General features: G+C 70.8%; 22 protein-coding genes. 10 read left to right on the top strand and 12 right to left on the bottom strand.

What is annotated here, in order from left to right:
- The first annotated feature begins 97 nt into the window (after positions 1–97).
- The 3 genes from ACWEBX_RS20330 to ACWEBX_RS20340 all read left to right on the top strand — a co-directional run bounded on the left by ACWEBX_RS20330 (position 98) and on the right by ACWEBX_RS20340 (position 3,435).
- On the top strand, positions 98–340 hold the full coding sequence (locus ACWEBX_RS20330) for an SCO4848 family membrane protein (protein ID WP_355759704.1): 243 nt from the start codon (positions 98–100) through the stop codon (positions 338–340).
- Positions 341–356: 16 nt separating this feature from the next.
- Positions 357–1,733, top strand: a complete 1,377-nt coding sequence (locus ACWEBX_RS20335) for a metallophosphoesterase (RefSeq protein ID WP_451886225.1) — start codon at positions 357–359, stop codon at positions 1,731–1,733.
- A gap of 145 nt (positions 1,734–1,878) precedes the next feature.
- Complete coding sequence (locus ACWEBX_RS20340; protein WP_451886226.1) at positions 1,879–3,435, top strand: ABC transporter substrate-binding protein; 1,557 nt, start codon at positions 1,879–1,881, stop codon at positions 3,433–3,435.
- Between the two features lie 42 nt (positions 3,436–3,477).
- Here ACWEBX_RS20340 and ACWEBX_RS20345 read toward each other — a convergent pair whose 3' ends face one another.
- From ACWEBX_RS20345 to ACWEBX_RS20355, 3 genes are all read right to left on the bottom strand, one after another.
- Entirely contained in the window at positions 3,478–5,724 is a 2,247-nt protein-coding gene (locus tag ACWEBX_RS20345; RefSeq protein WP_451886227.1) for a sulfatase-like hydrolase/transferase, read from the bottom strand.
- A gap of 196 nt (positions 5,725–5,920) precedes the next feature.
- Positions 5,921–7,381 carry an ATP-binding protein gene (locus ACWEBX_RS20350; protein WP_451886228.1) on the bottom strand — a complete coding sequence of 487 codons (1,461 nt, stop codon included), beginning with the start codon at positions 7,379–7,381 and terminating at the stop codon, positions 5,921–5,923.
- Positions 7,378–8,067: a response regulator transcription factor gene (locus ACWEBX_RS20355; protein ID WP_451886229.1), complete on the bottom strand. Its 690-nt coding sequence runs from the start codon at positions 8,065–8,067 to the stop codon at positions 7,378–7,380. Before ACWEBX_RS20355 ends, ACWEBX_RS20350 begins: the two co-directional genes overlap by 4 nt.
- Before the next feature lie 160 nt (positions 8,068–8,227).
- Between ACWEBX_RS20355 and ACWEBX_RS20360 the strand changes: the two genes are divergently transcribed.
- Positions 8,228–10,642 (top strand): MMPL family transporter, encoded by a 2,415-nt coding sequence (locus ACWEBX_RS20360; protein ID WP_451886250.1) that lies wholly within the window; start codon positions 8,228–8,230, stop codon positions 10,640–10,642.
- A 72-nt stretch (positions 10,643–10,714) separates the two neighbouring features.
- Here ACWEBX_RS20360 and ACWEBX_RS20365 read toward each other — a convergent pair whose 3' ends face one another.
- From ACWEBX_RS20365 to ACWEBX_RS20380, 4 genes are all read right to left on the bottom strand, one after another.
- Positions 10,715–11,431, bottom strand: a complete 717-nt coding sequence (locus tag ACWEBX_RS20365; protein WP_451886251.1) for a TetR family transcriptional regulator — start codon at positions 11,429–11,431, stop codon at positions 10,715–10,717.
- Between the two features lie 150 nt (positions 11,432–11,581).
- Positions 11,582–12,106 carry a thiol-disulfide oxidoreductase DCC family protein gene (locus tag ACWEBX_RS20370; RefSeq protein ID WP_451886230.1) on the bottom strand — a complete coding sequence of 175 codons (525 nt, stop codon included), beginning with the start codon at positions 12,104–12,106 and terminating at the stop codon, positions 11,582–11,584.
- Complete coding sequence (locus ACWEBX_RS20375) at positions 12,103–12,510, bottom strand: hypothetical protein (RefSeq protein ID WP_451886231.1); 408 nt, start codon at positions 12,508–12,510, stop codon at positions 12,103–12,105. Before ACWEBX_RS20375 ends, ACWEBX_RS20370 begins: the two co-directional genes overlap by 4 nt.
- 103 nt (positions 12,511–12,613) lie before the next feature.
- Positions 12,614–13,039 carry a VOC family protein gene (locus ACWEBX_RS20380; protein WP_451886232.1) on the bottom strand — a complete coding sequence of 142 codons (426 nt, stop codon included), beginning with the start codon at positions 13,037–13,039 and terminating at the stop codon, positions 12,614–12,616.
- 90 nt (positions 13,040–13,129) lie between these two features.
- Between ACWEBX_RS20380 and ACWEBX_RS20385 the strand changes: the two genes are divergently transcribed.
- Together ACWEBX_RS20385 and ACWEBX_RS20390 are read left to right on the top strand one after the other, a co-directional pair.
- Positions 13,130–13,522 (top strand): hypothetical protein, encoded by a 393-nt coding sequence (locus ACWEBX_RS20385; RefSeq protein WP_451886233.1) that lies wholly within the window; start codon positions 13,130–13,132, stop codon positions 13,520–13,522.
- Positions 13,519–15,984, top strand: a complete 2,466-nt coding sequence (locus ACWEBX_RS20390) for a DUF4132 domain-containing protein (RefSeq protein ID WP_451886234.1) — start codon at positions 13,519–13,521, stop codon at positions 15,982–15,984. Before ACWEBX_RS20385 ends, ACWEBX_RS20390 begins: the two co-directional genes overlap by 4 nt.
- Before the next feature lie 74 nt (positions 15,985–16,058).
- Here ACWEBX_RS20390 and ACWEBX_RS20395 read toward each other — a convergent pair whose 3' ends face one another.
- From ACWEBX_RS20395 to ACWEBX_RS20415, 5 genes are all read right to left on the bottom strand, one after another.
- On the bottom strand, positions 16,059–16,838 hold the full coding sequence (locus ACWEBX_RS20395; protein WP_355759684.1) for a succinate dehydrogenase iron-sulfur subunit: 780 nt from the start codon (positions 16,836–16,838) through the stop codon (positions 16,059–16,061).
- Complete coding sequence (sdhA, locus tag ACWEBX_RS20400; protein ID WP_451886235.1) at positions 16,838–18,592, bottom strand: succinate dehydrogenase flavoprotein subunit; 1,755 nt, start codon at positions 18,590–18,592, stop codon at positions 16,838–16,840. The genes ACWEBX_RS20395 and sdhA overlap by 1 nt, the downstream gene beginning before the upstream one ends.
- Positions 18,593–18,615: 23 nt before the next feature.
- Complete coding sequence (locus tag ACWEBX_RS20405; protein ID WP_355759680.1) at positions 18,616–19,107, bottom strand: succinate dehydrogenase hydrophobic membrane anchor subunit; 492 nt, start codon at positions 19,105–19,107, stop codon at positions 18,616–18,618.
- Positions 19,108–19,112: 5 nt separating this feature from the next.
- Positions 19,113–19,493 (bottom strand): succinate dehydrogenase, cytochrome b556 subunit, encoded by a 381-nt coding sequence (gene sdhC / locus ACWEBX_RS20410; RefSeq protein ID WP_355759678.1) that lies wholly within the window; start codon positions 19,491–19,493, stop codon positions 19,113–19,115.
- 167 nt (positions 19,494–19,660) lie between these two features.
- Positions 19,661–20,233: a 2-oxo-4-hydroxy-4-carboxy-5-ureidoimidazoline decarboxylase gene (locus tag ACWEBX_RS20415; protein ID WP_451886252.1), complete on the bottom strand. Its 573-nt coding sequence runs from the start codon at positions 20,231–20,233 to the stop codon at positions 19,661–19,663.
- Between the two features lie 383 nt (positions 20,234–20,616).
- Between ACWEBX_RS20415 and ACWEBX_RS20420 the strand changes: the two genes are divergently transcribed.
- The 4 genes from ACWEBX_RS20420 to ACWEBX_RS20435 all read left to right on the top strand — a co-directional run bounded on the left by ACWEBX_RS20420 (position 20,617) and on the right by ACWEBX_RS20435 (position 24,541).
- Positions 20,617–22,251 carry a beta-N-acetylhexosaminidase gene (locus ACWEBX_RS20420; RefSeq protein WP_451886236.1) on the top strand — a complete coding sequence of 545 codons (1,635 nt, stop codon included), beginning with the start codon at positions 20,617–20,619 and terminating at the stop codon, positions 22,249–22,251.
- Between the two features lie 378 nt (positions 22,252–22,629).
- On the top strand, positions 22,630–23,202 hold the full coding sequence (locus ACWEBX_RS20425; RefSeq protein WP_451886237.1) for a hypothetical protein: 573 nt from the start codon (positions 22,630–22,632) through the stop codon (positions 23,200–23,202).
- A gap of 175 nt (positions 23,203–23,377) precedes the next feature.
- Positions 23,378–23,758 carry a hypothetical protein gene (locus ACWEBX_RS20430; RefSeq protein WP_451886238.1) on the top strand — a complete coding sequence of 127 codons (381 nt, stop codon included), beginning with the start codon at positions 23,378–23,380 and terminating at the stop codon, positions 23,756–23,758.
- 165 nt (positions 23,759–23,923) lie between these two features.
- The gene (locus ACWEBX_RS20435) at positions 23,924–24,541 is read left to right on the top strand and encodes an RNA polymerase sigma factor (protein WP_451886239.1); all 618 of its coding nucleotides are present in this window, start codon (positions 23,924–23,926) and stop codon (positions 24,539–24,541) included.
- Positions 24,542–24,662 lie beyond the last annotated feature (121 nt).

The raw sequence follows: 24,662 nt of genomic DNA on the forward strand, positions 1-24,662 counted from the left end.
GGTGTTGTGACCGGAATTCCCGTCACCATTCGGGGGAGCCGCCTCGCCCTCTCCACCCCGGCGCCGGATCACGGTGGCCGACGGCGATACTGAACGCATGAAGCTCAGCCGCCCCGTGTCCTGGTTCCTGCTCGCCTTCGGGGTGTGGAGTTGGGTCATTTGGGTCACTTTCGCTAAGAATCTCTGGAAAGACGCCAGTGGGCTCGCGTTCGACGACGCGGGCGATCCGACCGCGTATTTCTGGGTGCACCTGACGCTCGCCGTCGTGTCGTTTGTCCTTGGGACGGTCGTCGGGGTCATCGGGTTGCGCGGCGTACGCGCTTTGCGCCAGACGTCATAACGGGGGATACGGCGTCATGGTCATCTTGTTCGTGTTGGTGGGCCTGACCGTGCTGGCCGTGCTCGGCGGCCTGCACTGGTACGCATGGCGCCGGCTGGTGCGGGACACCACGAGCGGGCCCGGACCGGCCCGTCGGCTGGGCACGGTCCTCTTCGTCGCCGCGCCGCTGCTGATGGTCGGCGCCCTCGTGGCCGAGCGCGCGGGCGCTCCCTTCGTGCTCCAGCGGACGCTGGCCTGGCCCGGATTCCTGTGGATGCCGCTGAGCCTCTACCTCGTACTGGCGCTGCTGGCCGGGGAGCTCGTACGGCCGCTCCTGCTCCGCGCCGACGCGCGCAGGGCGGCCCGGCGGCAGGAGACCGACGGCTCCTCGGCACCCGTGGCCGCCGAGGGTGCGGAGCCGCGCGCGAGTGCGCGATCCGCCTCCGGCGCGGCACCGGCGGGGAAGGAGCGGCCCGGACCCGCGGAGGCGCCGGAACCGGCGGGCAGGGCCGAGCCGGCGGGGCCGGCTGAAACGGAGGGGCCCGCTGGACCGGTGGGGTCCGCCGAACCGGCGGAAGCCGTGTCCGTGCCCTCGCGGCGGCTGTTCGTCTCGCGGGTCGTGGGTGGCACGGCCGCGGCCGTCGCCGTCGGGACCGTGGCCCACGGGACGTACGGCGTGCTGCGCGGGCCCAGGGTGAAGCGGGTCACCGTGCCGCTCGCCAAACTGCCCCGGTCCGCCCACGGTTTCCGGATCGCCGTCGTGAGCGACATCCACCTCGGACCGGTGCTCGGACGCGGATTCGCGCAGAAGGTCGTCGACACGATCAACTCCACGCAGCCCGATCTGATCGCCGTCGTCGGTGACCTGGTCGACGGCAGCGTGAAGAACCTCGGCCCCGCCGCCGCACCGCTCGCCGGGCTGCGCGCCCGGCACGGGTCCTACTTCGTCACCGGGAACCACGAGTACTTCTCCGGAGCCGAGCAGTGGATCCAGGAGGTGCGGGAGCTGGGGATCCATCCCCTGGAGAACGCGCGGACCGAGCTGGCCGGATTCGACCTCGCCGGCGTGAACGACCTCCAGGGCGAGAGCGAGGGACAGGGACCCGACTTCGGCAAGGCGCTCGGAGACCGCGACACGACACGAGCCTGTGTGCTCCTCGCACATCAGCCCGTACAGATCCATGAAGCGGTACGCCACGGGGTCGACCTCCAGTTGTCCGGACACACCCATGGCGGACAGCTCTGGCCGGGCAATCTCATCGCGGCCGCCGCCAATCCGACGGTCGCCGGCCTGGACCGCTACGGCGACACACAGCTCTACGTCTCCCGGGGCGCCGGAGCCTGGGGGCCGCCCACCCGGGTCGGCGCGCCCTCGGACATCACCGTCGTCGAGCTGGCGTCACGCGAAGCCTGAGAATCCCCTGTGAAAGAGGGACGGAAAAGATCATTTTCGTCGGTCCTGAGCACTTTCCCGATTCGCTTCCCCGGCCGAAACTCCTGTGATTAGGTGATCCGCGCCACTAAGGGAGTGGTGTGCGGGGCGCCTGGGGAGGGCACCGATGCGATCGGTTCGCTTATGGATTCTGGTGGCGTTACTCGTCGTCGCGGGCGCCGGTGTGGCCGGCTGGCAGCTCCTGCCGGCGAAGGGGAACGACAACCGCACCATCACCGTGGGCACCACGGACGCCGTCACCTCGCTCGACCCGGCCGGCGCCTACGACGCCGGATCCTGGGCTCTGTTCAGCAATGTCTTCCAGTCGCTGCTCACCTTCGAGCCCGGCGGCGCCAAGCCCGTCCCGGACGCCGCCAAGAGCTGCGCGTTCACCGACACGGGCCTGCGCACGTACCGCTGCACGCTCCGTGACGACCTGGCGTTCCCGAGCGGGCGCACGATGACTGCCGAGGACGTGAAGTTCTCCTTCGACCGCGTCAAGCGCATCAACGACGAGGTCGGGCCCGCCTCACTCCTCGCCACCCTGGGCAGCGTGGACGCGAGCGGCCGGACCGTCGTCTTCCATCTGTCCTCGCCCGACGCGACCTTCCCGTTCAAGCTGGCGACCGGCGCCGGGTCGATCGTCGACAGCACCCGCTACCCCAGGCGCAGCCTGCGCACCGGCTCCGGCGTCGACGGCACGGGACCCTACGTCCTGAAGACGTACACGCAGAGCTCGCAGGCCGTCCTCGCCCCCAACCCTCGCTACCTGGGCGCCGTCGACGGCCTCGGCAGCCCCGTCGTGCTGCGCTACTACGCCAACTCGGAGGCGCTGCAGGTGGCGTGGAAGGCGAAGGAGCTCGACGTCGTGGCCCGTCAGTTACCGCCCGCCGTGCTCGCCGCCCTCTCACCGAGCGACCCCGCGCAACGCGTCACGGAGGCCGAGAGCGCCGAGACCCGCAACCTCGTCCTCGACGTGCGCGAGAGTTCGCCGCTGCACGACCGGCGGGTCCGGCAGGCCCTCGCCTCGCTGATCGACCGCCAGGAGCTGGTCGACCGGACGTACCGCGGGACCACCGACGCGCTGTACGGGCTGATCCCGGCGGGCATCACCGGGCACGCGACCTCGTTCTTCGACGCCTATCCGAAACCGGATCCCAAGAAGGCGCGGGCCCTGCTGACCGAGGCCGGGGTCTCCCTGCCCGTGCGCTTCACCTACGGGTTCGCCGAGGGACGCGGTGCCGCGGGCGAGGAGGCGGCCGAGCTCAAGCGGCAACTGGAGGCGGACGGACTCTTCAAGGTGACGACCGAGGGGTTCGAGTGGACCGAGTTCCAGAAGAAGTACGCGGAGGGCGGGCTGGACGCCTGGGCGGTCGGCTGGGTCGCCGACTATCCCGACGCGGACACCTTCGGCGCGCAGCTCGTCGGCACCGGCAACAGCATGAAGAACGGCTACACCAGCAACGAGGTCGACCGTCTGATCAAGGAGACGCAGGACGACGCCGACCGAAGCCGCACGGCGGACGCGTTCCGGCGGCTCCAGACGCGCGTCGCGGAGGACGTCCCGCTGGTTCCCCTGTGGCAGCGCAAGGACTACGTCATCAGCACGGAGGACATCAGCGGCGGCCAGTACCTGTCCGACGGCACCGGAGTCTTCCGCCTCTGGCGGCTGAACTGGCTGTGACGACGGCCCCGGGAGCCGGGGCTGTCGTCACAGCCGGTGCTCCTAGGGGTGTGGCGTGGATCCGTACGCCGTCAGGAAGCGGTCGCGGAACGAGCTCATCTTCCACACCGGAGCGTTGTGCTCGGGCTGGATTCCGTCCGTCCAGCCCCAGTCGGCGATCTTGTCGAGCACCTTGGGGTCCTTGGCGACGATCGAGACGGGCACGTCGCGGCTGGCGTGGTTGCCGCTGACCCGCGCTATCGGCTGGTGGTCTCCGAGGAAGATCAGCACGGTGTTCTTGTTGCCGTACTTCACCAGGTAGTCGACCAGGCTCGTCACCGAGTACGAGATCGCCTTGCCGTACTCCACCTTCGACTTCTGCGAGCTGGTGATGATGTCGCCGGGATCCTTGCCGGCCTTCTGGATGGCGTCGTAGACCGAGCCGTCGCCGACCTGGTCCTGGGGGACCGTCTTCGGGATGGGCGCCCAGGGCTGGTGGCTGGAGGTCAGGATGATCGTCGACATCAGCGGCTTGTCGTGCTTCTTGCCGTGCGCCAGGCGCTCGAACGCGGTCAGGGCGTACTGGTCGGGCATGGTCGACCAGCTGAACTTCGGTCCCTTGTACCCGAGGTGGAAGGCGTCGTAGAGCTTGTCGATGCCGTAGAACTTCTGCTCGGGCCAGCCCTTCTGGATGCCCGGCATGACGCCCACGGTGTCGTAGTCGCCCGTCTTCTTGAAGGCGCTGATCAGGGAGAGGTGGTCGCCGGCGGTCACCGTGCGGTAGCGCTGCTGGTTGTTGATCCACAGGCCCGACAGGAACGTCGAGTGGCCGAGCCAACTGCTGCCGCCGTACGTGGCCGAGGTGAGCCAGCCGCTCTTCGCCGCGAAACCGGCCTGGGTCAGCTTCTCGTTCTCCGCGGTCAGGGTCGCGTCGACGTCCGGTGCGATGACCGGGTCCTCGACGGCGCTGCGGCCGTAGCTCTCGATGAACGTGACGATCATGTCCTTGCCGCGCAGGTCGGTGAGCATCTCGTCGGGCGGCGTGTTCGCGAAGTCGTCCTTCTTGACGATCCTGGCGAACTCGGCTTCGTCCCGCAGGGTGCTCCGCACCCGCGCCGCCCGGTCCTGGACGACCAGGGCGGTGTGCTCGGAGGCGATGGGCACCCCGGTGTACTGCACGCCGAGCGCCGCGCAGGTGACCCAGGCCATGGCCAGGACCAGGGTCGTGCGGGTCGCCGTCTCGGTGTTCCTGGCCACCAGGCTGCCGAGCCGGACGACCGACAGCGTCATGAGCACCGGGATGGTGATCACGAGCGCCACGGCCAGCGCCGCGATGCCGAGCGCGCCGCCGTGGCCGAACGTGTCCTCGAGGTAGGCCTGCGCGTCGGCGAACAGCGACCAGTCGAGGACGAGGTTGAAACCCCGTCCGAGGTATTCGTGGAAGCCGATGTCGAGGATGTTCAGGATCGTCAGCACGCCCAGGAGCAGCCCGGCGGCCACCGACAGCGCGATCCGCGGCCGGCGGGGCAGGACGATCAGCAGCGCGCCACCGAAGATCGCCTCCACCGGGAGCCGCAGGAATTCCGCCGGACGGAAACTGTCCTCCTGGCTCGGCATGAGCAGCGCGAACAGGACGAGCGCGGCGGCGACGAGGGTGGTCGTCCAGGCGAGGGCGCGGGCGGCACCGGGATGCCGGCCCCGCCACCCGCTCCCCGGGCCGGACCCGGACGGCTCGTCCCCCGGAGGCTCCTCGCCGCCCCCGGCCCCGTCCCCGAGGGCGGCGTCGGGGACGTCGGGGGCGCTCGGGGTGTCGGGGGTGTCGCGGGCGTCGTCCTCGGGCGAGGACGCGTCGGCGTCCGCGCCGGTCTCGCCGGGCGCTTCGGTCCCGGTCGCGGTGCCGGCCCGGGTGTCGGTCTCGGGCGCCGTGCCGACGGCACCCGGAACCGTGTCGGCCGGGGCACCCGCGTCCTCGGCCCGGCCTTCGTCCGGGACGTCGGTCCCGGACGTGCCGGCGGCCGTTCCGTCGTCGCTCCCGTCGGGGTCCGCCTCTTCACCGGAGGCGGCTTCCGGCGGAGTCTCCACCGGGGCGCCGGAACCGATCGAGGCGGCCTCCTCGGTCGTGGTGACGTCGGGGGCCGCCCCGGCCGCTGCCTCTCCCTCACCCGAGGCGGCGGCGTCCTCATCCGTAGTGGTGTCGGTGTCGGTGTCCGTGTCGGGGTCCGCGTCCGCGTGCGGCTCCTGCGTCGGCTCGTCGCGCGAAGGCGTCTCGTCCGTGTTCGGTAGCTGTCGAGAGCTCGTTTTGAACGACAACCCGGCGGTCCTTCCGTGCGAAGCGCGGTGGTGGCGTGGCGGGCCGATCGCAAGCGGCCGAAGCGCCCTCGTCGTGGTGTACGGGGCCGCGGCGGCCCGTGTTCAACCGCCTCGGTCAGCTTCTGTCCAAGTTCGTTTCCACAGGTCAGAGTGGTACGAGAGGGGTTCCCCTACGGCCGCGGCAGACTCCGCGGTGTCACCGGCCCCGCACCGGCAGCGTCACCGTCACCGCCAGCCCCTCGCCCGGGGCCGTCCGGACCGCGACGCTCCCCCCGTGGGCCCGCACCACGCCCTCCACGATCGCCATCCCGAGCCCGCTGCCCGCGCCGCCGCCGGCCCGGAAGAAACGGTCGAAGACACGCGCCGCGTCCGCCTCCGAGAGCCCGGGGCCCTTGTCCGCGACACACAGCCGCAGGACGCCGTCCGCGCGCTCCAGACCGAGCCGCACGGGCACGTCGCCGGGTGTGTGGGTGCGTACGTTGCCGACGAGGTTGCCCAGCACCTGGCGCAGCCCCGATTCGTCGGCCTGTACGAGCAGGGTGCCGTCGGCGTCCACGGTCACCGGGCGGCCGGGCTGCTGGGCCCGCAGGTCCGCGGCCGCGTCCCGCACGAGCCGGCTCAGGTCGACGTTCCTGAAGCGCAGCTCGGGCCGCTGGTCGAGGCGGGCCAGGGTGAGCAGCTCGTCGACCAGCCGGCCCATCCGGTCGGCCTCCGCGTTCATGCGGTCCCAGGCACGCTTGCGCTCGACGGGGTCGGTCAGCATCCCCTTCTCGTAGAGCTGGAGGTAGCCGCGGATGGCCGCCAGCGGGGTGCGCAGCTCGTGCGAGGCGTCGCCGACGAACCGGCGGAGCTGGGCGGCGCTGTCCTCGCGCGTCCGGTAGGCCGACTCGACCTGGTGCAGCATGGAGTTGAGCGCGAGCCGGAGCTGTTCGACCTCCTGGGTCGGATGCTGGCTGGAGGGGACGCGCCGGGTCAGATCGCCCTCGGCGATGGCGGACGAGGTCTCCACCATGGCCTCCAGCGGCAGCATCCGGCGGCGCACGCTGAACATCGTCAGGCACGCGAGGAGCGCCAACAGCAGGGTGCCCACGGCCAGATCGAGCTTGAGCGCCTTCGCGATGCCCTTGTGCAGTCCGTCGGTCGAGCTGCCGAACAGGACGTAGGTCCCGTCGGCGAGCCGCGTCCCGGTCGCCCGGTAGTCGGCGCCGCGCACGGTGACGTCGCGCGGGTCGACGGCGCGGGTGAGGCCGCCGGGGTCGCCCACGACGGCGGCGAACGCGCGCTGGGTGTCGGTGGGTTCGTAGCCCGCCACCTCGACGGCCCGGCCGTTCCGGTCGACGGCCGCGAAGATCGATTCCGGCTTCGACGACTCGTCCGCGGCGGGTCCGATCCGCTCGTGCACGAACGCGAGGGCGCTCAGCGAGTCGATCTGGCGCATGGTGAGCTGCGAACCGCCCAGTGACGTACGGGTCTTGAGGAGCTGGGCGTCCACCTGGTCGAGCAGATAGTGCCGCATGCCCATCAGGCTCACGGCGGTCGCCACCACGATGCCCAGGGCCAGCAGTCCCACGTTCGCGATCGTGAGCTGGCCGCGCAGCGAGTGGATGCCGTGCCTGCGGCGCGCGGGCCGGCAGCCGGGCCGGAGGGGCGGGTTCACGCGAGCCCGTATCCCACGCCCCGGCGGGTCTTGATCACCGGGGGACCCAGTGGTTCCAGCTTGCGCCGCAGGTAGCTGATGTACGTCTCGACGACCGTCGACTCGGCGGGGTGTTCGTACTGCCAGACATGGCGCAGGAGTTGCTCCTTGGGCACGATCCGGCCGCCGTTGCGGACGAGGAAGCGCAGCAGCGCGTACTCGGTGGGGGTGAGTTCGACCGTGGTGCCCGCGCGGTGGACGCGGTACGTCGTCTCGTCCAGCTCCAGGTCGCCGTAGCGCAGGGGCGGGCGCTGGGGCAGGACGTCGTCGGGCCGGGTGCGGCGCAGGACGGCGGTGATGCGGGCGACGACCTCGTCGATGTTGAACGGCTTGGTGATGTAGTCGTCGCCGAAGCCGAGCGCGCCGACGATCTCGGCGGGCGCGTCCCGCGCGGTGAGGAAGACGACGGCCAGGTCCGGCTGCCGCAGGCGCAGTTCACGGCCGAGCGCCCGGCCGTCGCCGTCCGGGAGCATCACGTCGAGCAGGGCCGCGTCGGGGCGGGTGCGCTCGGCGAGGGCCAGGGCCTCGCGGACGCATCCCGCGGCCATCACCTCGAAGCCGTGGTAGCGCAGCGCGATGGTCAGGACGTCCGCGATGCTCGGCTCGTCCTCGACGACGAGCACGGTGGCTGCCTCGTGAGCGGTCATGTCCCCAGTATCGGCTGGGCTGTTGACGGCGTGGGCCGTTCGCTCCTTGGAGTTCCTTGAGAGTCATGCGCGGGTCGTGTCCACCGGCGTGCCCGGCCGCGAATCCTGGTGCCCAGGACCTGGGGGACCGACCGACTAAGGAGCGTTGAACGTGGCGGTATTGGCACGGTGGTGCTATCGGCACCGGCTGGTGGTCCTGTTGCTGTGGGTGGGCGCGCTGTTCGGTCTGGGGTTCGCGGCGACCACCGCGGGCACGGACTACGCGAACGTGTTCTCCCTTCCGAACACGGACTCCAAGCGTGCGTACGACCAGATGGAGAAGGCCTTCCCGGACAGCGCGGGGGACACCGACACGGTGGTGTGGAAGGTCGCGGACGGCACGGTCGAGGACGCCTCCGTGCGCGACCGGATCCAGCCCGTGCTGGACGAGATCGCGGGCATGAAGGGCGTGGGCCAGGTCGCGGGTCCGTACCAGGGCGAGCGGGGCGCCGCGCAGATCAGCCGTGACGGCACGATCGCGTACGCCCAGATCACGTTCGCCGAGCAGGCGAACGCCGTACCGAAGGAACTGGTGCAGGACGTCGTCGACACCGCGCAGGGTGCCGAACGGGCCGGGCTCCAGGTGGAGCTGGGCGGTCAGGCGATCCAGCGGGTGCAGGAGCCGCCCACCGGGCTCGCCGAGATGGTCGGCGTCCTGGCCGCGGCGGTCGTCCTCTTCCTCGCCTTCGGTTCGCTGTTCGCCATGCTGCTGCCGATCGGCATCGCGGTCTTCGGGGTGGGTACGGGGCTGTTCTCCACGCAGTTGCTCAGCCACACCACGGACATCCCGGATCTGGCCCCGTTGCTGGCCACCCTGATCGGCCTCGGCGTCGGCATCGACTACGCGCTGTTCATCGTCACCCGGCACCGGCGCGGTCTTCTGCGGGGCCTGGAGTCCGAGGAGTCGGCGGTCGTCGCCCTCAACACCTCCGGACGGGCGGTGCTGTTCGCGGGCGGCACGGTGTGCATCGCGCTCGCGGGCATGCTCGTGACGAACCTCCGCTTCCTGGACGGCGTGGTCATCGGCACCTCCCTGACCGTCGTGTTCAGCGTGCTCGCCGCCACCACGCTGCTGCCCGCGCTCCTCGGCGTCCTCGGCACCCGGGTGCTCAGCCGCCGCCAGCGGCGCAAACTGGCCGCGAACGGTCCGGAACCGGAGCGGGCGAGCGGGGCCGCGGCCCGCTGGTCGATGAGCGTGCAGCGTCGGCCCCGTACGATCGCCGCCCTCGCGCTGGCCGTGATGGCCGTCCTCGCGCTCCCCGTCCTGTCGCTGCACCTCGGTGCCACCGACCAGGGCAACGACGACGGCACGACGACGACCAGGCAGGCCTACGACCTGCTCGCCGAGGGCTTCGGGCCCGGCTTCAACGGTCCGCTGCAGGTGGTCGTGACCGGCGGTGACACGGACGCCCTGGCGAAGAGCATCGAGGGCACGCCCGGGGTCGCCGCGGTCGCCGCGCTGCCGCCCGCCAACGGCGTGACGGTGATCCAGGTGGTGCCGACGACGTCACCGCAGTCGGTGAGGACCGACCGGCTCATCGACACCCTGCGGGACCGGGTGATCCCGGACGCCGGGGCGACGGCCCACGTCGGCGGGGTCACCGCCGTGTCCAAGGACTTCGCCACGATCACCGGCGACCGGCTGCCGTTGTTCATCGCCACGATCATCGGGCTCGGCTTCCTGCTCCTGCTGATCGCGTTCCGCTCCCTGGTGGTCCCGCTGACGGCCGCGCTGATGAACCTGATCGCGGCCGCCGCGTCCTTCGGAGTCCTGGTCGCGGTCTTCCAGTGGGGCTGGGGCCTGGACCTGCTGGGCCTCGGCAGGGAGGGTCCGATCAACGCCTTCCTGCCGGTCATCATGCTCTCGCTGCTGTTCGGCCTCTCCATGGACTACCAGGTGTTCCTGGTGAGCCGCATGCACGAGGAGTGGGTGCACACGAAGGACAACGCGCGCGCGGTGCGCGTCGGGCTGGCCGAGACCGGCCGCGTCATCAACTCGGCCGCCCTGATCATGGTGTGCGTCTTCCTCGCCTTCGTCCTGAGCGGGGACGCGGGAGCGGCGATGGCGGGGGTCGGCCTCGCGGCCGCGGTCGCCCTGGACGCCTTCATCCTGCGCACGGCCCTGGTGCCCGCCGCGATGCATCTGCTCGGCGACTCCAACTGGTGGCTGCCCCCGTGGCTGGACAGGCGACTGCCGCATCTGGCGGTGGAGCCCGCGGAGGAGCCGTCGAAGGAGGCCGCGCCGGCCGGCGGCGGTGCCTCGGCCGTGCACGGCTTCGTCCGTGACACGGAGGGCGAGCCCGTCGACGGGGCGGTCCTCACGCTGCTGTCCAAGGGAGGCCGGCAGCTCGACCGGGTGACCTCGCTGGCCGACGGTTCCTACATCGTCTCGGTCCCGGCCCCGGGGACGTATCTGCTGTCGGCGACGGCCCGTTCGTACGGGGCGCGGGCCCGGCACGTCGTCGTGACCGACGAGCCGCTGGTGCACGACGTGGAACTGGTCCAGGGAGAGGTGGACGCCGACGCGGTCAACTGAGGCCGCCGGCCGCCGGCCATCGTGCGCCGGACCGTCCCGGCGCACGGTGGCGCCCGCCTCGGCGGGCGCCTCTCAGTCCGTTTCCCCCGCCGGGTCCGCGGGGCGTCGGCGCGGCTTCCTCGCCGGGTCCGCGGGGCCTCGGTCCGTCTTCTTCGCCGGGTCGGGCAGGGCCTTCGTCATGCCGGGCAGGAAGTCCGTGAACAGTTCGTGCACCTCGTGGACGAGCGGGCGCAGCAGCCGGAAGCGGGCCAGTGAGACGCCGCGCGCCGTCAGACGCGCGCCGCGCTCGGCGAGCCGGTAGCTGCGCTCGCGGCCCTCGGTGCGGTCGAAGACCCAGTACAGGACGAGCCCCATCTGGGAGAGCCACATCAGCTCGGGCAGCACCTCGCGCAGTTCCTCCGGCACCTTGGTCTTCGCCCCGGCCAGCACTTCCTTGTGGACGCTGATCGCCTCACGGCGCGCGTGCTCCGACTCGGGGGAGAAGGGGCTGAGCGGACTGTCCGGGTCGGCGGCGTTCTTGAAGAACTGCACGGCGAACTCGTGGTACGGCGTGGCGATGTCCAGCCATGCCTTCAGGACACCGCCGAGCCGGGCCTCCAGGTCCGTCTCGCGGTCCAGTACCTCCCGGACCGCCTCCTGGTGTTCGGCGGCGATCCGGTCGTAGAAGCCCTGGATCAGGTGTTCCTTGCCGGCGAAGTAGTAGTACGCGTTGCCGACGGAGACCCCGGCCTCCTGGGCGATGGCTCGCATCGTCGTCTTGTCGTACCCCCGTTCCTGGAAGAGCCGCATCGCGGTCTCCAGGATCAGGGCCCGGGTCTGTTCGCTCTTCGCCGGGCTCTTCGCCTCCTTGCCCGGGGACTTGGCGGGCTCGGAGGCCGCGCTGGGCTCGGCGGAGCCGATGGGGCCGGGGCTGTCTTTCGGTGCTGGCACGGCACGAGCCTAACGACTGGGAACCGTCGTACATCCGCCGCTGTCACAGGCGGGTGGCTCGAAGGTCCATCCGGCGGTCGGGTGGTAGCTCCAGCCGTCGCCCCACTCGTACGCGCCGCCGCCCCACCGCCGGGACGACTGCGCCTCGCGCCACTTGGCGGCGGCGAGGGTCGCGCCCCTGGCCAGCCTCGCACCCGTGGGCGTGCTCAGCCGGTGGGCCAGTGACCGGTAGTCGCGCAGTGCCCAGAGGGTGACGATCCAGGCGGCGGCTCCCTGGTAGACCTGCCCGGCGTCCCCCACGACGGTGATCTCGTCCAGGGTGGCGCGGTGGTCGAGCCCCGGACAGCTCCGGGCGGCCTCCTCCGAACCGGCCGGCACGAACCGCAGCGGTACGAGCTGCGCCTGCCCGGCGAGCCACTTCTTCAGGAACGCGCACAGCGAGCAGTGCGCGTCGTAGAGGACGGTGAGCCCGAGGACCGGGACGCGTGCCGCGTCCCGGTCCCGGGTGGCCGAGGCGGCGGTCACCGGTCTCACGCCCCGGCCGTGGGGGCGACCCAGTCGGTCGGCCGCACCGGCGGGATCTGCTCCCGCTCCATGACACCCCGCCGCCGGATCTTGTTGAGGGCGTAGACGTTGCCCAGGTGCATCACGCCGAGGATCAGCAGGACGACACCCAGCTTGGTCGACAGGGCCTCGAAGATCTCGCGGGCGTTGGAGATCTCGTCGCTCTGGTGCAGATAGAGGGCGACGAAGCCGAGGTTGACGAGGTAGAAGCCCACGACCAGCAGGTGGTTGACGGCGTCGGCGAGCTTCTCGTTGCCGTGCAGGACGTCCGACAGGAAGATCCGTCCATTGTGGCTCAGCGTGCGCGCCACCCAGACCGTCAGCGCGATGCTGACCAGCAGATAGATGACGTAAGCGACGACTGTGAGGTCCATGTCCCCACCCCTTCTTGAACGCGTTCAAAACGCTGTCTGGGATGAATGTAGACCTCCTTTTGAACATGTTCAAGTCGGATACGGGGCGAGCGGGAGCCGGGGGCTATCCCCGGGCCCTGCGGGCCAGTTCGGGCCGCTTGGTGTAGTCGGTGAAACCGATGACGTTGCCCCAGGGGTCCGCGATCTCGACGGTCCAGCCGGTGGCGCCGGAGAAGGGTTCGTCGAGGGCCGCGATGCCCGCGGCGGCCAGGGAGCGGGCCGCCGCGCGGGCGTCCGGCACCTCCACCCACAGCCGTGGCGACGCCCACGGCGGCGGCCGGTGGCTCAGCTCCCCGTCCAGCCGCAGCAGCACCCCGGGCGTCTCCTTGCCCACCTTCAGCACGGCGATCCCGGCCTCGTCCAGCCGGAACGCCGGCAGGAACCCGGCCCGCTCGTAGAACCCCACGGCCTCACCGAGATCCCCGACGGGCAACAGCGTGTTGTCGATCCCGAGCAACTCGCACGACTCGCGTGACACGTCATCTGACATGCCATCAGGTTAGGAGCGGGGTTCGGCGCAGGCCCGGAACGACCCGGGCCGGGGAGTCCGTTGTCAGTGGGGGCTCGTACTCTCGGCGGCATGGGAATGGTGACGTTCGTCGACGAGACGACCAGTGGGGGGCGGGGCGCGGGCTGGGGGATCGAGATCGCCGAGGAGCGGCTCGCGGTGCGCGAGCTGATCCGGCGGCGGGTCTTCCAGGAGGTCGCCGAGTACAACGCGAGCATGCCGGAGGTGTTCCAGGGGCTCGTGCAGCCCGAGGACACCGAGCGCGTGCTGAACGGCTACGCGCTGCGTACGCCCCGCCGGATAGACCCGGAGGCGCAGTGCGAGCTGGCGCTGCGGGCCTTCGCCGGGAACGGCTTCCTGGTGCTCGTGGGGGAGCGTCAGATGACCGGCCTCGACGAGGAGATCGAGCTGGTCCTGGGCACCGAGGTCACCTTCCTCAAGCTCGTCGCGCTGGTGGGGGGATGACGATGGCCGACACCAAGACGCATCTGGGGTGGATCCGCTCGAACGCGGCCGAGGGCAACATGGGAGGGCTCGCCACCGACCTCCTCAGGGCCGCACTGGTCAACACCGGCCAATGGGGCAGCGGCTGGGGCGAGATCCTCGGCCTGCTGAGCGCGCTCCCCGCCGACCAGCGGGAAAGACTGGCCGGCGCGCTCGCGGAGGGCTATCACACGGTCGGCAGCAGATCGGAACCCCGCAACCACGTACTGACCATGCTCGCCGCCGTCTCGCACGGCCTCCCGGAGTACCCGCTCGCCGACGAGCGGGCGACACAGCTCGAAGAACTCGGCCGGCAGAACACCGTCTGGTACGCGACACGGGCGGACATCCTGGCCGAGGCCGAACTGGCGGCCGGCCGCGACCTCGACCCGACCGTCGTCGCGGTCCTCCGCCGCACCGGCATGGACACCTACCGCCGCCAGTTCGTCACGGCCCTGCTGAAGAAGCTCACGAGCCCCGTCCTCAACGTCGGCGAGGAATGGGCCGAGCAGGCCATGAGCGACTCCTCCACACCCGACGGGCAGGCCCTGCTCACCCATCTGACGACCGCCACCGCCTCCAAGCCCTCCGCCAAGTGGGACCAGCGGGCCCAGGCCCTCGTGGAAGACCTCGGCGCCGACCGGGTCCGCGCCGCCGCGCTGTCCTGGCTTGCCCTCGTCGGCCGCCCCCGCACCCACCCGCTGGAGGTCCGGGGGTACGAGGCCGACATCAACAACGCCTTCGACCCGTACAACGCCAACGCGCTGCGGGGCCTCGCCTGGCTGGTCTCCCTGCTGCCGCCCCACCCCGACACCGCCCGGGCCCTCGGCGCGCTCGTCGAGACCTCCCTGAAGAAGGTCGCCGGACTGGGCCCGCGGAACCCGAAGGTCGCCAACGCCGGTGTGATCGCGCTGTCCCGCGTCGACGGAGAGTCCGCCCTCGCCGAACTGGCCCGGCTGGCCACCCGGGTGACGTACAAGGCCACAGCCAAGATCGTCGACGGCTTCCTGGAGGCGAAGGCCACCGCCCTCGGGCTCACCCGGGAGGAGATCGAGGAACTGGCCGTCCCGGCGTACGGGCTCACCGGCGTCGGGCAGGCGCGTCACGAGTTCGGTGACAGCACCGCGCTTCTCGAAGTCCAGGGCTCACGCGCCGTGCTGAGCTGGCACAACGCGAGCGGCAAGGCCGTCAAGAGCGTGCCCGCCGCCGTGCGGCGCGACCACGCCGAGGAGCTCAAGGAACTCAAGACGGCCGTCAAGGACATCGACAAGATGCTCTCGGCCCAGACCGAGCGCCTGGACCGGCAGTTCCTCGCCCGGCGCACCTGGGCGTACGACACCTGGCGCGAGCGCTACCTCGACCACCCGATCGTCGGCACCCTCGCCCGCCGGCTCCTGTGGACGGTCGACGGCACACCGGCCGGGTTCGCCGACGGCGAGCTGCGCACCCTCACCGACGACCCGGTGACGGCGGGCGGGGAGGTCACCCTCTGGCACCCCGTAGGCCGGGAGCCCGCCGAGGTCGTCGCCTGGCGGGACTGGCTGGAGCGGCACGAGATCACCCAGCCCTTCAAACAGGCCCACCGTGAGGTCTACCTCCTCACCGACGCCGAACGCGCGACGGGCACGTACTCGAACCGCTTCGCCGCCCACGTCGTGCGCCAGCACCAGTTCAACTCCCTCGCCGCCGCCAGGGGCTGGCGCAACAAACTCCGCCTCTGCGTCGACGACGAGGCGCCCCCGGCCACCCGGGAGCTGCCGCTGTGGGGGCTGCGCGCCGAGTACTGGATCACCGGCGACGGCGAGTACGGCGAGGACACCACCGAGTCCGGCAGCTATCTGCGGCTGCACACCGACCAGGTGCGCTTCTACCCGATCGACGCCCCGCAGAACTCGGCGCACTGCTACGGCGGCGAGTACAGCATGCGGCTGCGCGACGGCCGTGACCCGGTCGAGCCGCTGCCCCTCACCGAGATCCCGCCGCTCGTCCTGTCCGAGGTCCTGCGCGACGTCGACCTGTTCGTCGGCGTCTCCAGCGTCGGCAACGACCCGACCTGGCAGGACGGTGGCCCCGGCGGCCGCTTCCAGGAGTACTGGACGTCGTACGGCTTCGGCGACCTGAACGAGACCGCGCAGACCCGCCGCGCCCTGCTCGACCGGCTGATCCCCCGGCTGGCGATAGCCGACCGCTGCACCCTGGAGGGCCGCTTCCTGCACGTGAAGGGCGAGCGGCACACGTACAAGATCCATCTGGGCTCGGGCAACATCCTGATGAGCCCGAACGACCAGTACCTGTGCATCGTCCCGAAGTCCGCGGCGGGAGGCCCGCGGGCCGGCTATCTGCCCTTCGAGGGCGACGGGATGCTCGCGGTGATCCTCAGCAAGGCGATGCTGCTCGCGGACGACCTGCGGATCACGGATCCGACGATCCTCAGCCAGCTCTGACCCGGACCGGCCGCACGCCGAAGGGCCCCGCTCCGGGAGAGGAGCGGGGCCCTTCGGACACAGCGGAACGGCCGTCAGATGCGGCGCGTGATCAGCGCGCGCTTGACTTCCTGGATCGCCTTGGTGACCTCGATACCGCGCGGGCAGGCGTCCGTGCAGTTGAACGTCGTGCGGCAGCGCCACACACCGTCCTTGTCGTTGAGGATCTCCAGGCGCTGCTCTCCGGCGTCGTCACGCGAGTCGAAGATGAAGCGGTGGGCGTTCACGATGGCGGCCGGACCGAAGTACTGGCCGTCGTTCCAGAACACCGGGCAGGACGACGTGCACGCAGCGCACAGGATGCACTTGGTCGTGTCGTCGAACCGCTCGCGGTCCTCGGCCGACTGCAGACGCTCGCGCGTCGGCTCGTTGGTGTCCTTCGTGATGAGGAAGGGCATCACGTCGCGGTACGCCTGGAAGAACGGGTCCATGTCGACCACGAGGTCCTTCAGCACGGTCAGGCCCTTGATGGCCTCGATCGTGATCGGCTTCGCGGGGTTCAGGTCCTTGATCAGCGTCTTGCAGGCAAGCCGGTTCTTGCCGTTGATCCGCATGGCGTCCGACCCGCAGATGCCGTGGGCGCAGGAGCGGCGGAACGTGAGCGTGCCGTCCTCGTCCCACTTGATCTTGTGCAGCGCGTCGAGGACACGCTCCTTGGGGTCGATCTGGATCTGGAAGTCTTCCCAGACCGACTCCGCCGAGACCTCCGGGTTGAAGCGGCGGATGCGGAACGTGGCGGTGATGTAGGGGGAGTCGGCGAAACCGGGCTCGGGTGCGCCGGCCGCGTCCGCCTTGTCCAGAGTGGGAGTAGCCATCAGTACTTACGCTCCATCGGCTGGTAGCGGGTCTGGACGACCGGCTTGTAGTCGAGACGGATGGACTCGGTGCCGTCGTCGCCGACCTCGCGGTACGCCATGGTGTGGCGCATGAAGTTGACGTCGTCGCGGTTCGGGTAGTCCTCGCGGTAGTGGCCGCCGCGGGACTCCTTGCGGGCGAGCGCGGAGACGGCCATGACCTCGGCCAGGTCGAGCAGGTTGCCCAGCTCGATGGCCTCCAGCAGGTCCGTGTTGAACCGCTTGCCCTTGTCCTGGACCGAGACGTTCTTGTAGCGCTCGCGGAGTTCCGCGATCTTCTCGACCGCCGTCTTGATCGTCTGCTCGGTGCGGAACACCATCACGTTGGCGTCCATGCACTCCTGGAGCTCCAGGCGGATCGCGGCGACCCGCTCGGTGCCCGTGGAGGCGCGCAGGCCCTCGACCTGGGCCACGACCTTTTCGGCCGGGCTCTCGGGCAGCTCGACGTAGCCCGCCTTCGCCGAGTACTCCGCGGCCGCGATACCGGCCCGGCGCCCGAAGACGTTGATGTCCAGCAGCGAGTTCGTGCCGAGGCGGTTGGCGCCGTGCACGGAGACACAGGCGACCTCACCGGCGGCGTACAGGCCCGGGACGACGGTGGTGTTGTCCGAGAGGACCTCACCCTGGACGTTCGTCGGGATGCCGCCCATGGCGTAGTGCGCGGTGGGCTGGATCGGGATCGGGTCCGTGTAGGGCTCGATGCCGAGGTAGGTCCGCGCGAACTCCGTGATGTCGGGCAGCTTGGCGTCGAGCTGCTCCGGCGGGAGGTGCGTGAGGTCGAGGTAGACGTGGTCGCCCTCGGGACCGCAGCCGCGGCCCTCACGGATCTCGGTGTAGATGGAGCGGGACACGACGTCACGGGACGCGAGGTCCTTCATGACCGGCGCGTACTTCTCCATGAAGCGCTCGCCGTCCTTGTTGCGGAGGATGCCGCCCTCACCGCGGGCGCCCTCCGTCAGCAGGATGCCCATGCGCCAGATGCCGGTCGGGTGGAACTGGAAGAACTCCATGTCCTCCAGCGGCAGCCCGCGACGGTAGACGGCCGCCTGGCCGTCACCCGTCAGGGTGTGCGCGTTGGAGGTCACCTTGAAGAACTTGCCGGTGCCGCCGGACGCGTAGATCACGGCCTTGGCCTGGAAGATGTGGATCTCGCCGGTCGCGAGCTCGTAGGCGACGACGCCCGCCGAGTGCTTGACCCCGTCGACCTCGACGATGAGCTGGTCGAGGACGTAGAACTCGTTGAAGAACTCCACGCCCTCCTTGACGCAGTTCTGGTACAGCGTCTGGAGGATCATGTGACCGGTGCGGTCCGCGGCGTAGCAGGACCGGCGCACCGGGGCCTCGCCGTGGTTGCGGGAGTGACCGCCGAAGCGGCGCTGGTCGATCGTCCCGTCGGGCGTCCGGTTGAACGGCAGGCCCATCTTCTCCAGGTCGAGGACCGAGTCGATGGCCTCCTTCGCCAGGATCTCGGCGGCGTCCTGGTCGACCAGGTAGTCACCGCCCTTGATCGTGTCGAAGGTGTGCCACTCCCAGTTGTCCTCTTCCACGTTGGCGAGCGCGGCGGCCATGCCGCCCTGCGCGGCGCCCGTGTGGGAGCGGGTGGGGTAGAGCTTCGTCAGCACGGCGGTGCGGCTGCGCTTCGTCGCCTCGATGGCGGCGCGCATGCCGGCGCCGCCGGCGCCGACGATGACGGTGTCGTACTTGTGGATCTTCATGAGTGGTTGCCTCAGCCCCGTGCCTAGCGGATGTTCGGGTCGAAGGTGAAGATCACCAGCGTGCCCAGCAGGATCGTGAACACCGTGGCGGTGTACAGCAGGCCCTTCAGCCACAGGCGCGTGTTCGTGCGCTCCGCGTAGTCGTTGATGACGGTACGCAGGCCGTTGGAGCCGTGCAGCATGGCCAGCCACAGCATCGCGAGGTCCCAGGCCTGCCACCACGGGCTGGCCCAGCGGCCGGCCACGAAGGCGAAGCCGATCTTGGAGACGCCGCCGTCGAGGACGAGCTGGATCAGCAGGTGGCCGAGGACCAGGACGACCAGGACGATGCCGGACAGGCGCATGAAGAGCCAGCCGTACATCTCGAAGTTGCCGCGGGTCGACTTCGGGGTCTTCTTGGTGCGCTTGCGCGGGGCCTCGATGAAGGGGGCCGGGTTGTCGACGCTGTAGGCCGAGAAATCTCCGGAGCCTTCTACGGGGCCGATACCGGAAGCGGCGGTGTCAGTAGTGGACATCTGCGTCAGCTCCCGAATACTTCGCGGAATGCGTGACCGAGGACGGGGTAAAGCGCCCCGAACATCAGCACGACCCAGATACCGACGACGGTCCAGAGCATCTGCTTCTGATAGCGCGGGCCCTTGGACCAGAAGTCGACGGCGATGACACGCAGGCCGTTGAGCGCGTGGAAGAGAATGGCGGCCACGAGGCCGTATTCCAGCAGCGCGACGATCGGCGTCTTGTACGTGGCTACGACCTTGTCGTAGTCCTCGGGGGAGACACGGACGAGAGCGGTGTCCAGCACGTGTACGAACAGGAAGAAGAAGATGAGGACGCCGGTGACTCGATGAGCCACCCAGGACCACATTCCTTCCCGGCCGCGGTACAGCGTTCCAGCCGGCACGGAAGAACCCTCCGGGAGCGGGGATTGGGGCCGCGCCGGCTTCTCTGTCGGTCGGGCCCGGCCGGGTACGGTCCACCGGCCCCGGCCATCGTAGCGACGTGTTGTCGGAACGCTTACAGCGGCCCTATCAATGTGATCAAACTGGCAATCAATCAGGCACGTTCGGGCTATTCCGGGCGCGGCGTGTCGGCGGGTCGTGCCTCGTGGGCGAACTGACGGACGAGCCGGGTCAGCCGCCCGCGGGCCAGTCGGCGCAGCTCGTCGGCGGTGACGACCCGCTCTTCCTCCGGGTCGTTCGCCAGGCGCGACCGGATGCCGCCGAGGACCTGGTCGAGGGCCTCGCCGGGAGAGAATGCGTCCAGACAGATGACGAACACATGCCCGAATCTGCTCTCGTAGGCGGCGTGCGCGGCGCTCAGCGCGGTGTGGGCGGCGGAGTACGCGCCGTCCGGGAGCGGCGTGAGCGATTCGCCGGCCAGGGCTTCGGCCAGGTCGGCGGGGGTCAGGTCGTACGCCGCCTCGTCGGCCGCGGCCAACAGGGAGCCGAGGTCCGGGTAGGGGCGGTGGTCGGCCAGACGGTGGACCCAGCGCAGGCTGCGGCAGCAGGAGAGCAGGGCTTGGGTGACCTCTTCGGCGGGTGCGGAGTTGAACCCGTCGAGGCGGACCGGGGACGGTTCCGCGCTCTTCTGCTCGGGGAGGGCGACCTGGCCGGGGAGGCGTGGGAGACGGTGAGACGTCAGCGTGGGTCCTCGGCGTGGGGGTGGGACGCGCGACGTCCGGTGAGCGTGACGTGCGTGCGATACGTGTGTTTCGGCAGGGGCGGGAGTGAAAGCTGTGCCACTCACGCTATCGAGGTGTGTCGGGACCTGTCCGACGGATGCCCGGATTTCACCCGCACGGGAGAGTTTCGGAGCGTGTGGTGGACGGTTCGGGTGACGGCCGGGGCAGAGTTCGGGGTGGGAGTGGAGAACCGGTCCGGCGAGGTGCTCCGAAGAGGTGGCCACCTCGACGAGGGAGTACACCTGTAGGAAGGACCGGCCTGGCGACGGCACGGTGAAGTGGGCGCCGCACGGCCGGCGCCGTGAAGTGAGCGCAGCGGGCGCGGTGAGACGAGGGTGGCGGAGTGAGCAGTGGCAGGCGGCGCGCGCCGCGTCGGCGGCGGTCGGGACAGAACGGGCGGGGCAAACTCCTCGCGGCCGGTCTGGCGGTCGCCGGTGTCGTCGCGGTGGCCGTGGTGGTCTGGCCCGACGGGGGCGGCGGGCCGGCCGGGGCGCGGGTACCGTCCGCGGACCGGTCCGGAGCCGTGGCCGCTCCCAGTCCCTCGCCGACCCGGAGTTACCCCCTCTCCAAGGCGCCACGCACCATCCCCGCCGTGCGTGAGCACACCGCGGCCCACGGTCCCGGCTGGCGCCCGGCCACCGGCGCCCGGGTGGTCGTGGACGACAACGGCCTCGCCGACGAGGGCAAGCTGCTCGCCGGCGAGCTGAAACTGACGTACGCGGGACGGGCGGCCGCCAAGGCCGGCGACGTGGAACTGGGCCTCGACAAGAGCAAGGCGGGCCCGGAGTCGTACACCCTGACCGTCAAGAACGGCCGGGTCACCGTCAGCGGGCCCGCCGAGGCCGGGGTCTTCCACGGCACGCGCACGCTCAAGCAGGAGGTGCACGGCGGCGGTACGGCGCCGGAGGGCGTCGTACGCGACCGGCCCGCGAAGCCGGTCCGCGGGTTCATGCTCGACATCGCGCGCAAGCACTTCACGGCGGCCTGGATCGAGGACCGGGTGCGTGAGCTGGGGGACCTGAAGTACAACCAGCTCGGCCTGCACTTCTCCGACGACCAGGGCTTTCGCATCGAGTCCGACACACACCCCGAGATCGTGTCGCGGCAGCATCTGACGAAGGACGAGGTGCGACGGATCGTCGCACTCGCGGCGAGCCGGCACATCACCGTCGTGCCCGAGATCGATTCGCCGGGCCACCTCGGCGCGGTCATCGCGGCGCACCCCGATCTCCAGCTCCGCAACGTGTCGGGCGTCCCCATCCGCGGCGCCGTGGACATCTCCAAGCCCGCCTCGGCGAAGATCGTCGACGATCTGCTCAACGAGTACGCGGGTCTGTTCCCCGGCACCGACTGGCACCTCGGCGGCGACGAGTACCAGGCCCTGACGGTGGCCAACCCGGCGGCGTCCTTCCCACAGCTCGTCACCGCGGCCAGGAACAGGTACGGAGCGGGCGCGGGCGTCGCCGACCTCACGACCGGCTGGCTGAACGACCGCGCCAAGGTGGTCCACGGGCACGGCCGGACGGCGCGGGCCTGGAACGACGGCTTCTTCCGCAGCAGCACGGTCCAGGCCGACGGCAGCCTCCAGGTGGCGTACTGGACCGGCAAGGAGATCGGCGCCCGGCAGCCCGTGGAGTATCTGAGCGCGGGCCGCAAGGTCATCAACTACAACGACGAGTACCTGTACTACGTCCTCGGCGAACCCCAGACCTTCGTCTATCCGACCGGGCAGCGCATCTACGAGCAGTGGACGCCCCTCGTCCTGCGCGGTACGACGCCGGTGCCCGCGCGGTACGACTCCCAGATCCTCGGCGGGTCCTTCGCCGTCTGGTGCGACCTCTCGAACTCCCAGACCCAGGACCAGGTCGCGGCGGGCATCCGCATGCCGCTGCGCGCCCTGACCCAGAAACTGTGGGACCCGCGCACACCATCCCTCTCCTGGACCCAGTTCAAGGCGCTGGCGGGGCAGTTGGGCTGAGCGCCCCCGCCAGGCCCGAGCGGGACCGGTCCGCGGGCCGATGAGGCGGACCCGCTCGGTCCGTCCGCCGCTCGGGCACAGCCGACCGCTCTCCTGGCCGGCGGCGTCGGCTTCCTGATCCGGTTCCGGCGGGTCCGGATCGGCACCGAGGTCTTCTTCCCCGCCGGGTGCAGGAGGACCCGGCCGCGGTCGGCGGCTGACGGGCACGGAATTGTGCCGGTCCCGGAGTGCGTCTTTGGCTGAAAACCTGTTCATTCGGCTCGTCGAACGGCAAGGTGGGCTCGCACTGTGACACTCCGGGTCCGTTGCACGCAGTAAGGGGAAGTGCGGGCTCCGTAAGGCAAGGGCGCCCTGTCGAGGCATTTCGAGGGAGTCGCGATGAGTCTGGTGGAACTGATCGCTCGGGCCGACGAGCGAGGTCTGGCAGCGAGTGGTCTGGCTTGTTTGGATCGGTGTGTACCGCTCCTCGGCGGTGACGACGACGTCCTGCGGCCCCTGTGGGCCAGCTTGGCGGAGCCGGACACCTGGGCCGAGTGGGGAACGCGCCTGGACGAGGCGCGCGCCAAGATGGACGCGGAGGACCCCGAGCCGGCCGTGACCGACGAGGATCACGCCGCCCTGCTCGCCCGGGGCATGCTGGACGCCGTCCCCGCGAAGCCCTCCGAGGAGGAACTGCGTGCCTGGTCGGACGCCTGCTCGGTGGCGGCGCTGCAGGTCCACCGGTTCCTCGATCACGCCGACGACGCGGAGGCGTGCGTGACGGCACGCCGTGAGGGGCGCACGGAGGGCATGTCCCCGCTCGTCGCCGCCGAACTGCGCCGCCAGGTCTCCGTCCTGGAACTGCTCGCCGAGCACGGCACGGGCGGACTGCGGCTGGCGCTGGACGCGTCGACGGAGGGGCGACGCGTCCTGCGAGCGGTGGTCTCCCGCAGGGCCCGCGGACGGGTGTAGTCCCGGGACGGGCCCGCGAGGGTGCGCCGGAGGAAACACGGCTCCGGCGCACCGAAACCTTGATCGCGAGGGGTTCCTGTGAGGGTCCTGGGGCGGACATGGCGGTCATGGGCCGGTGTCGCGAACCCCGGCCCGGACCCGTGACGAATCCGACCGCCGTCACGCTCTACCGAGTGTGAACGCAACTCAAGCAACTCGGCCCTCGGCTGCGACGAAGCCCGTTCGCTGGGCGGCCGACACGGTCGCGGCCATGCGGGAGGGCGCCAGGCTGCGCCTCGACTACTCGGCACAGAGCCTGTGGCGCGTCGACCGCGTGATCGACGAGATACGCGGGGACGGGGCCCCGTACGCCGCCGTCCAGAGCGTGCTGCGCGGATTCGGCGCGTACGCGGGCGAGGTGGTCGCCCGTCACACCGGCGCCGAGTGGTGGGAGACCGGCGGCGAGCACTGGCTCCGTACGCCCGACGGACGGCTGTGGGACCCGATCGAGGAGGCCCGCCGCTGCTATGCGGGCGACGGCTCCCTGCGTCTGCTGTGCCGTGAGGCCACCCGCTGAGGTCCGCGCCGGGTCCCGCCGGCCCGGACGGAGTGCCCCCGGACGGAGTGTCTGACTCGCTGTGACACTTCCGTGGGACCCGACGCTGATGACCATGAGGGTGTCGGCGCGGACGGCCGCGCCGGCAGGCACATTCGGGCGAACTCGGTGCGAACGAGGACAGTGTTGGGCCAGGGAGGGGAACCCCGCCGCGCGCAGCCGTACGACGCGGAACTGGGCGCGGCCGTGGCGCGGGCGCAGGAGGGCGACGAGCTCGCCTTCGCGGCCGCGTACCGGATCGTTCAGCCCGGACTGCTGGGCTATCTGCGCGGCATCGTCGGCGACGACGCCGAGGACGTGGCGTCCGACGCCTGGCTGGAGATCGCCCGGGACCTGGGACGGTTCCGGGGGGACGGCGCCGGGTTCCGCGGCTGGACCGCGACCATCGCCCGGCATCGCGCGCTGGACCATCTGCGGCGACTGCGGGTGAGGCCCCGGGGCACCGCCATCGAGCAGGACGCGCTGGACCTGCCCGGCAGGCACAGCACCCAGGACGAGGCACTGGAGAGCCTGTCCACCGAATACGCCCTGGAACTGCTCGCGGGCCTGCCGCGCGACCAGGCCGAGGCCGTGCTCCTGCGGGTGGTCGTCGGCCTCGACGGACCGGCCGCGGCACGTGTGCTCGGCAAACGGCCGGGCGCGGTGCGGACCTCCGCCCACCGGGGACTGAAGCGGCTCGCGCGCCAGCTCGGTGGCGCGGGTGTGACGGATGAGGAGCCCCGGACGCTGGGGGAGTCGGGATGAGTAGGACGTCCGGAACGGCCGGCACCACGCCGTCGTCCGGAACGGCATCGTCGTACGGCGGAAGGAACTCGACCGGTGTACGGATGGTGCACGGCGGACGGTCGTCACGCGGAGGACGGCT

It is taken from the genome of Streptomyces sp. NPDC005070, from assembly GCF_053600395.1.

Excerpts from the sequence above, each read along its gene's own strand:
- ACWEBX_RS20330 (WP_355759704.1), top strand. The coding sequence starts at position 98 with ATGAAGCTCAGCCGCCCCGTGTCCTGGTTCCTGCTCGCCTTCGGGGTG.
- ACWEBX_RS20365 (WP_451886251.1), bottom strand. The coding sequence starts at position 11,431 with ATGCGGCTCTTCCAGGAACGGGGGTACGACAAGACGACGATGCGAGCC.
- ACWEBX_RS20380 (WP_451886232.1), bottom strand. The coding sequence starts at position 13,039 with ATGTCAGATGACGTGTCACGCGAGTCGTGCGAGTTGCTCGGGATCGAC.
- ACWEBX_RS20425 (WP_451886237.1), top strand. The coding sequence starts at position 22,630 with ATGAGTCTGGTGGAACTGATCGCTCGGGCCGACGAGCGAGGTCTGGCA.
- ACWEBX_RS20385 (WP_451886233.1), top strand. The coding sequence starts at position 13,130 with ATGGGAATGGTGACGTTCGTCGACGAGACGACCAGTGGGGGGCGGGGC.
- ACWEBX_RS20340 (WP_451886226.1), top strand. The coding sequence starts at position 1,879 with ATGCGATCGGTTCGCTTATGGATTCTGGTGGCGTTACTCGTCGTCGCG.
- ACWEBX_RS20355 (WP_451886229.1), bottom strand. The coding sequence starts at position 8,067 with ATGACCGCTCACGAGGCAGCCACCGTGCTCGTCGTCGAGGACGAGCCG.
- ACWEBX_RS20390 (WP_451886234.1), top strand. The coding sequence starts at position 13,519 with ATGACGATGGCCGACACCAAGACGCATCTGGGGTGGATCCGCTCGAAC.
- sdhA (WP_451886235.1), bottom strand. The coding sequence starts at position 18,592 with ATGAAGATCCACAAGTACGACACCGTCATCGTCGGCGCCGGCGGCGCC.
- ACWEBX_RS20405 (WP_355759680.1), bottom strand. The coding sequence starts at position 19,107 with ATGTCCACTACTGACACCGCCGCTTCCGGTATCGGCCCCGTAGAAGGC.
- ACWEBX_RS20395 (WP_355759684.1), bottom strand. The coding sequence starts at position 16,838 with ATGGCTACTCCCACTCTGGACAAGGCGGACGCGGCCGGCGCACCCGAG.
- ACWEBX_RS20375 (WP_451886231.1), bottom strand. The coding sequence starts at position 12,510 with ATGGACCTCACAGTCGTCGCTTACGTCATCTATCTGCTGGTCAGCATC.
- ACWEBX_RS20335 (WP_451886225.1), top strand. The coding sequence starts at position 357 with ATGGTCATCTTGTTCGTGTTGGTGGGCCTGACCGTGCTGGCCGTGCTC.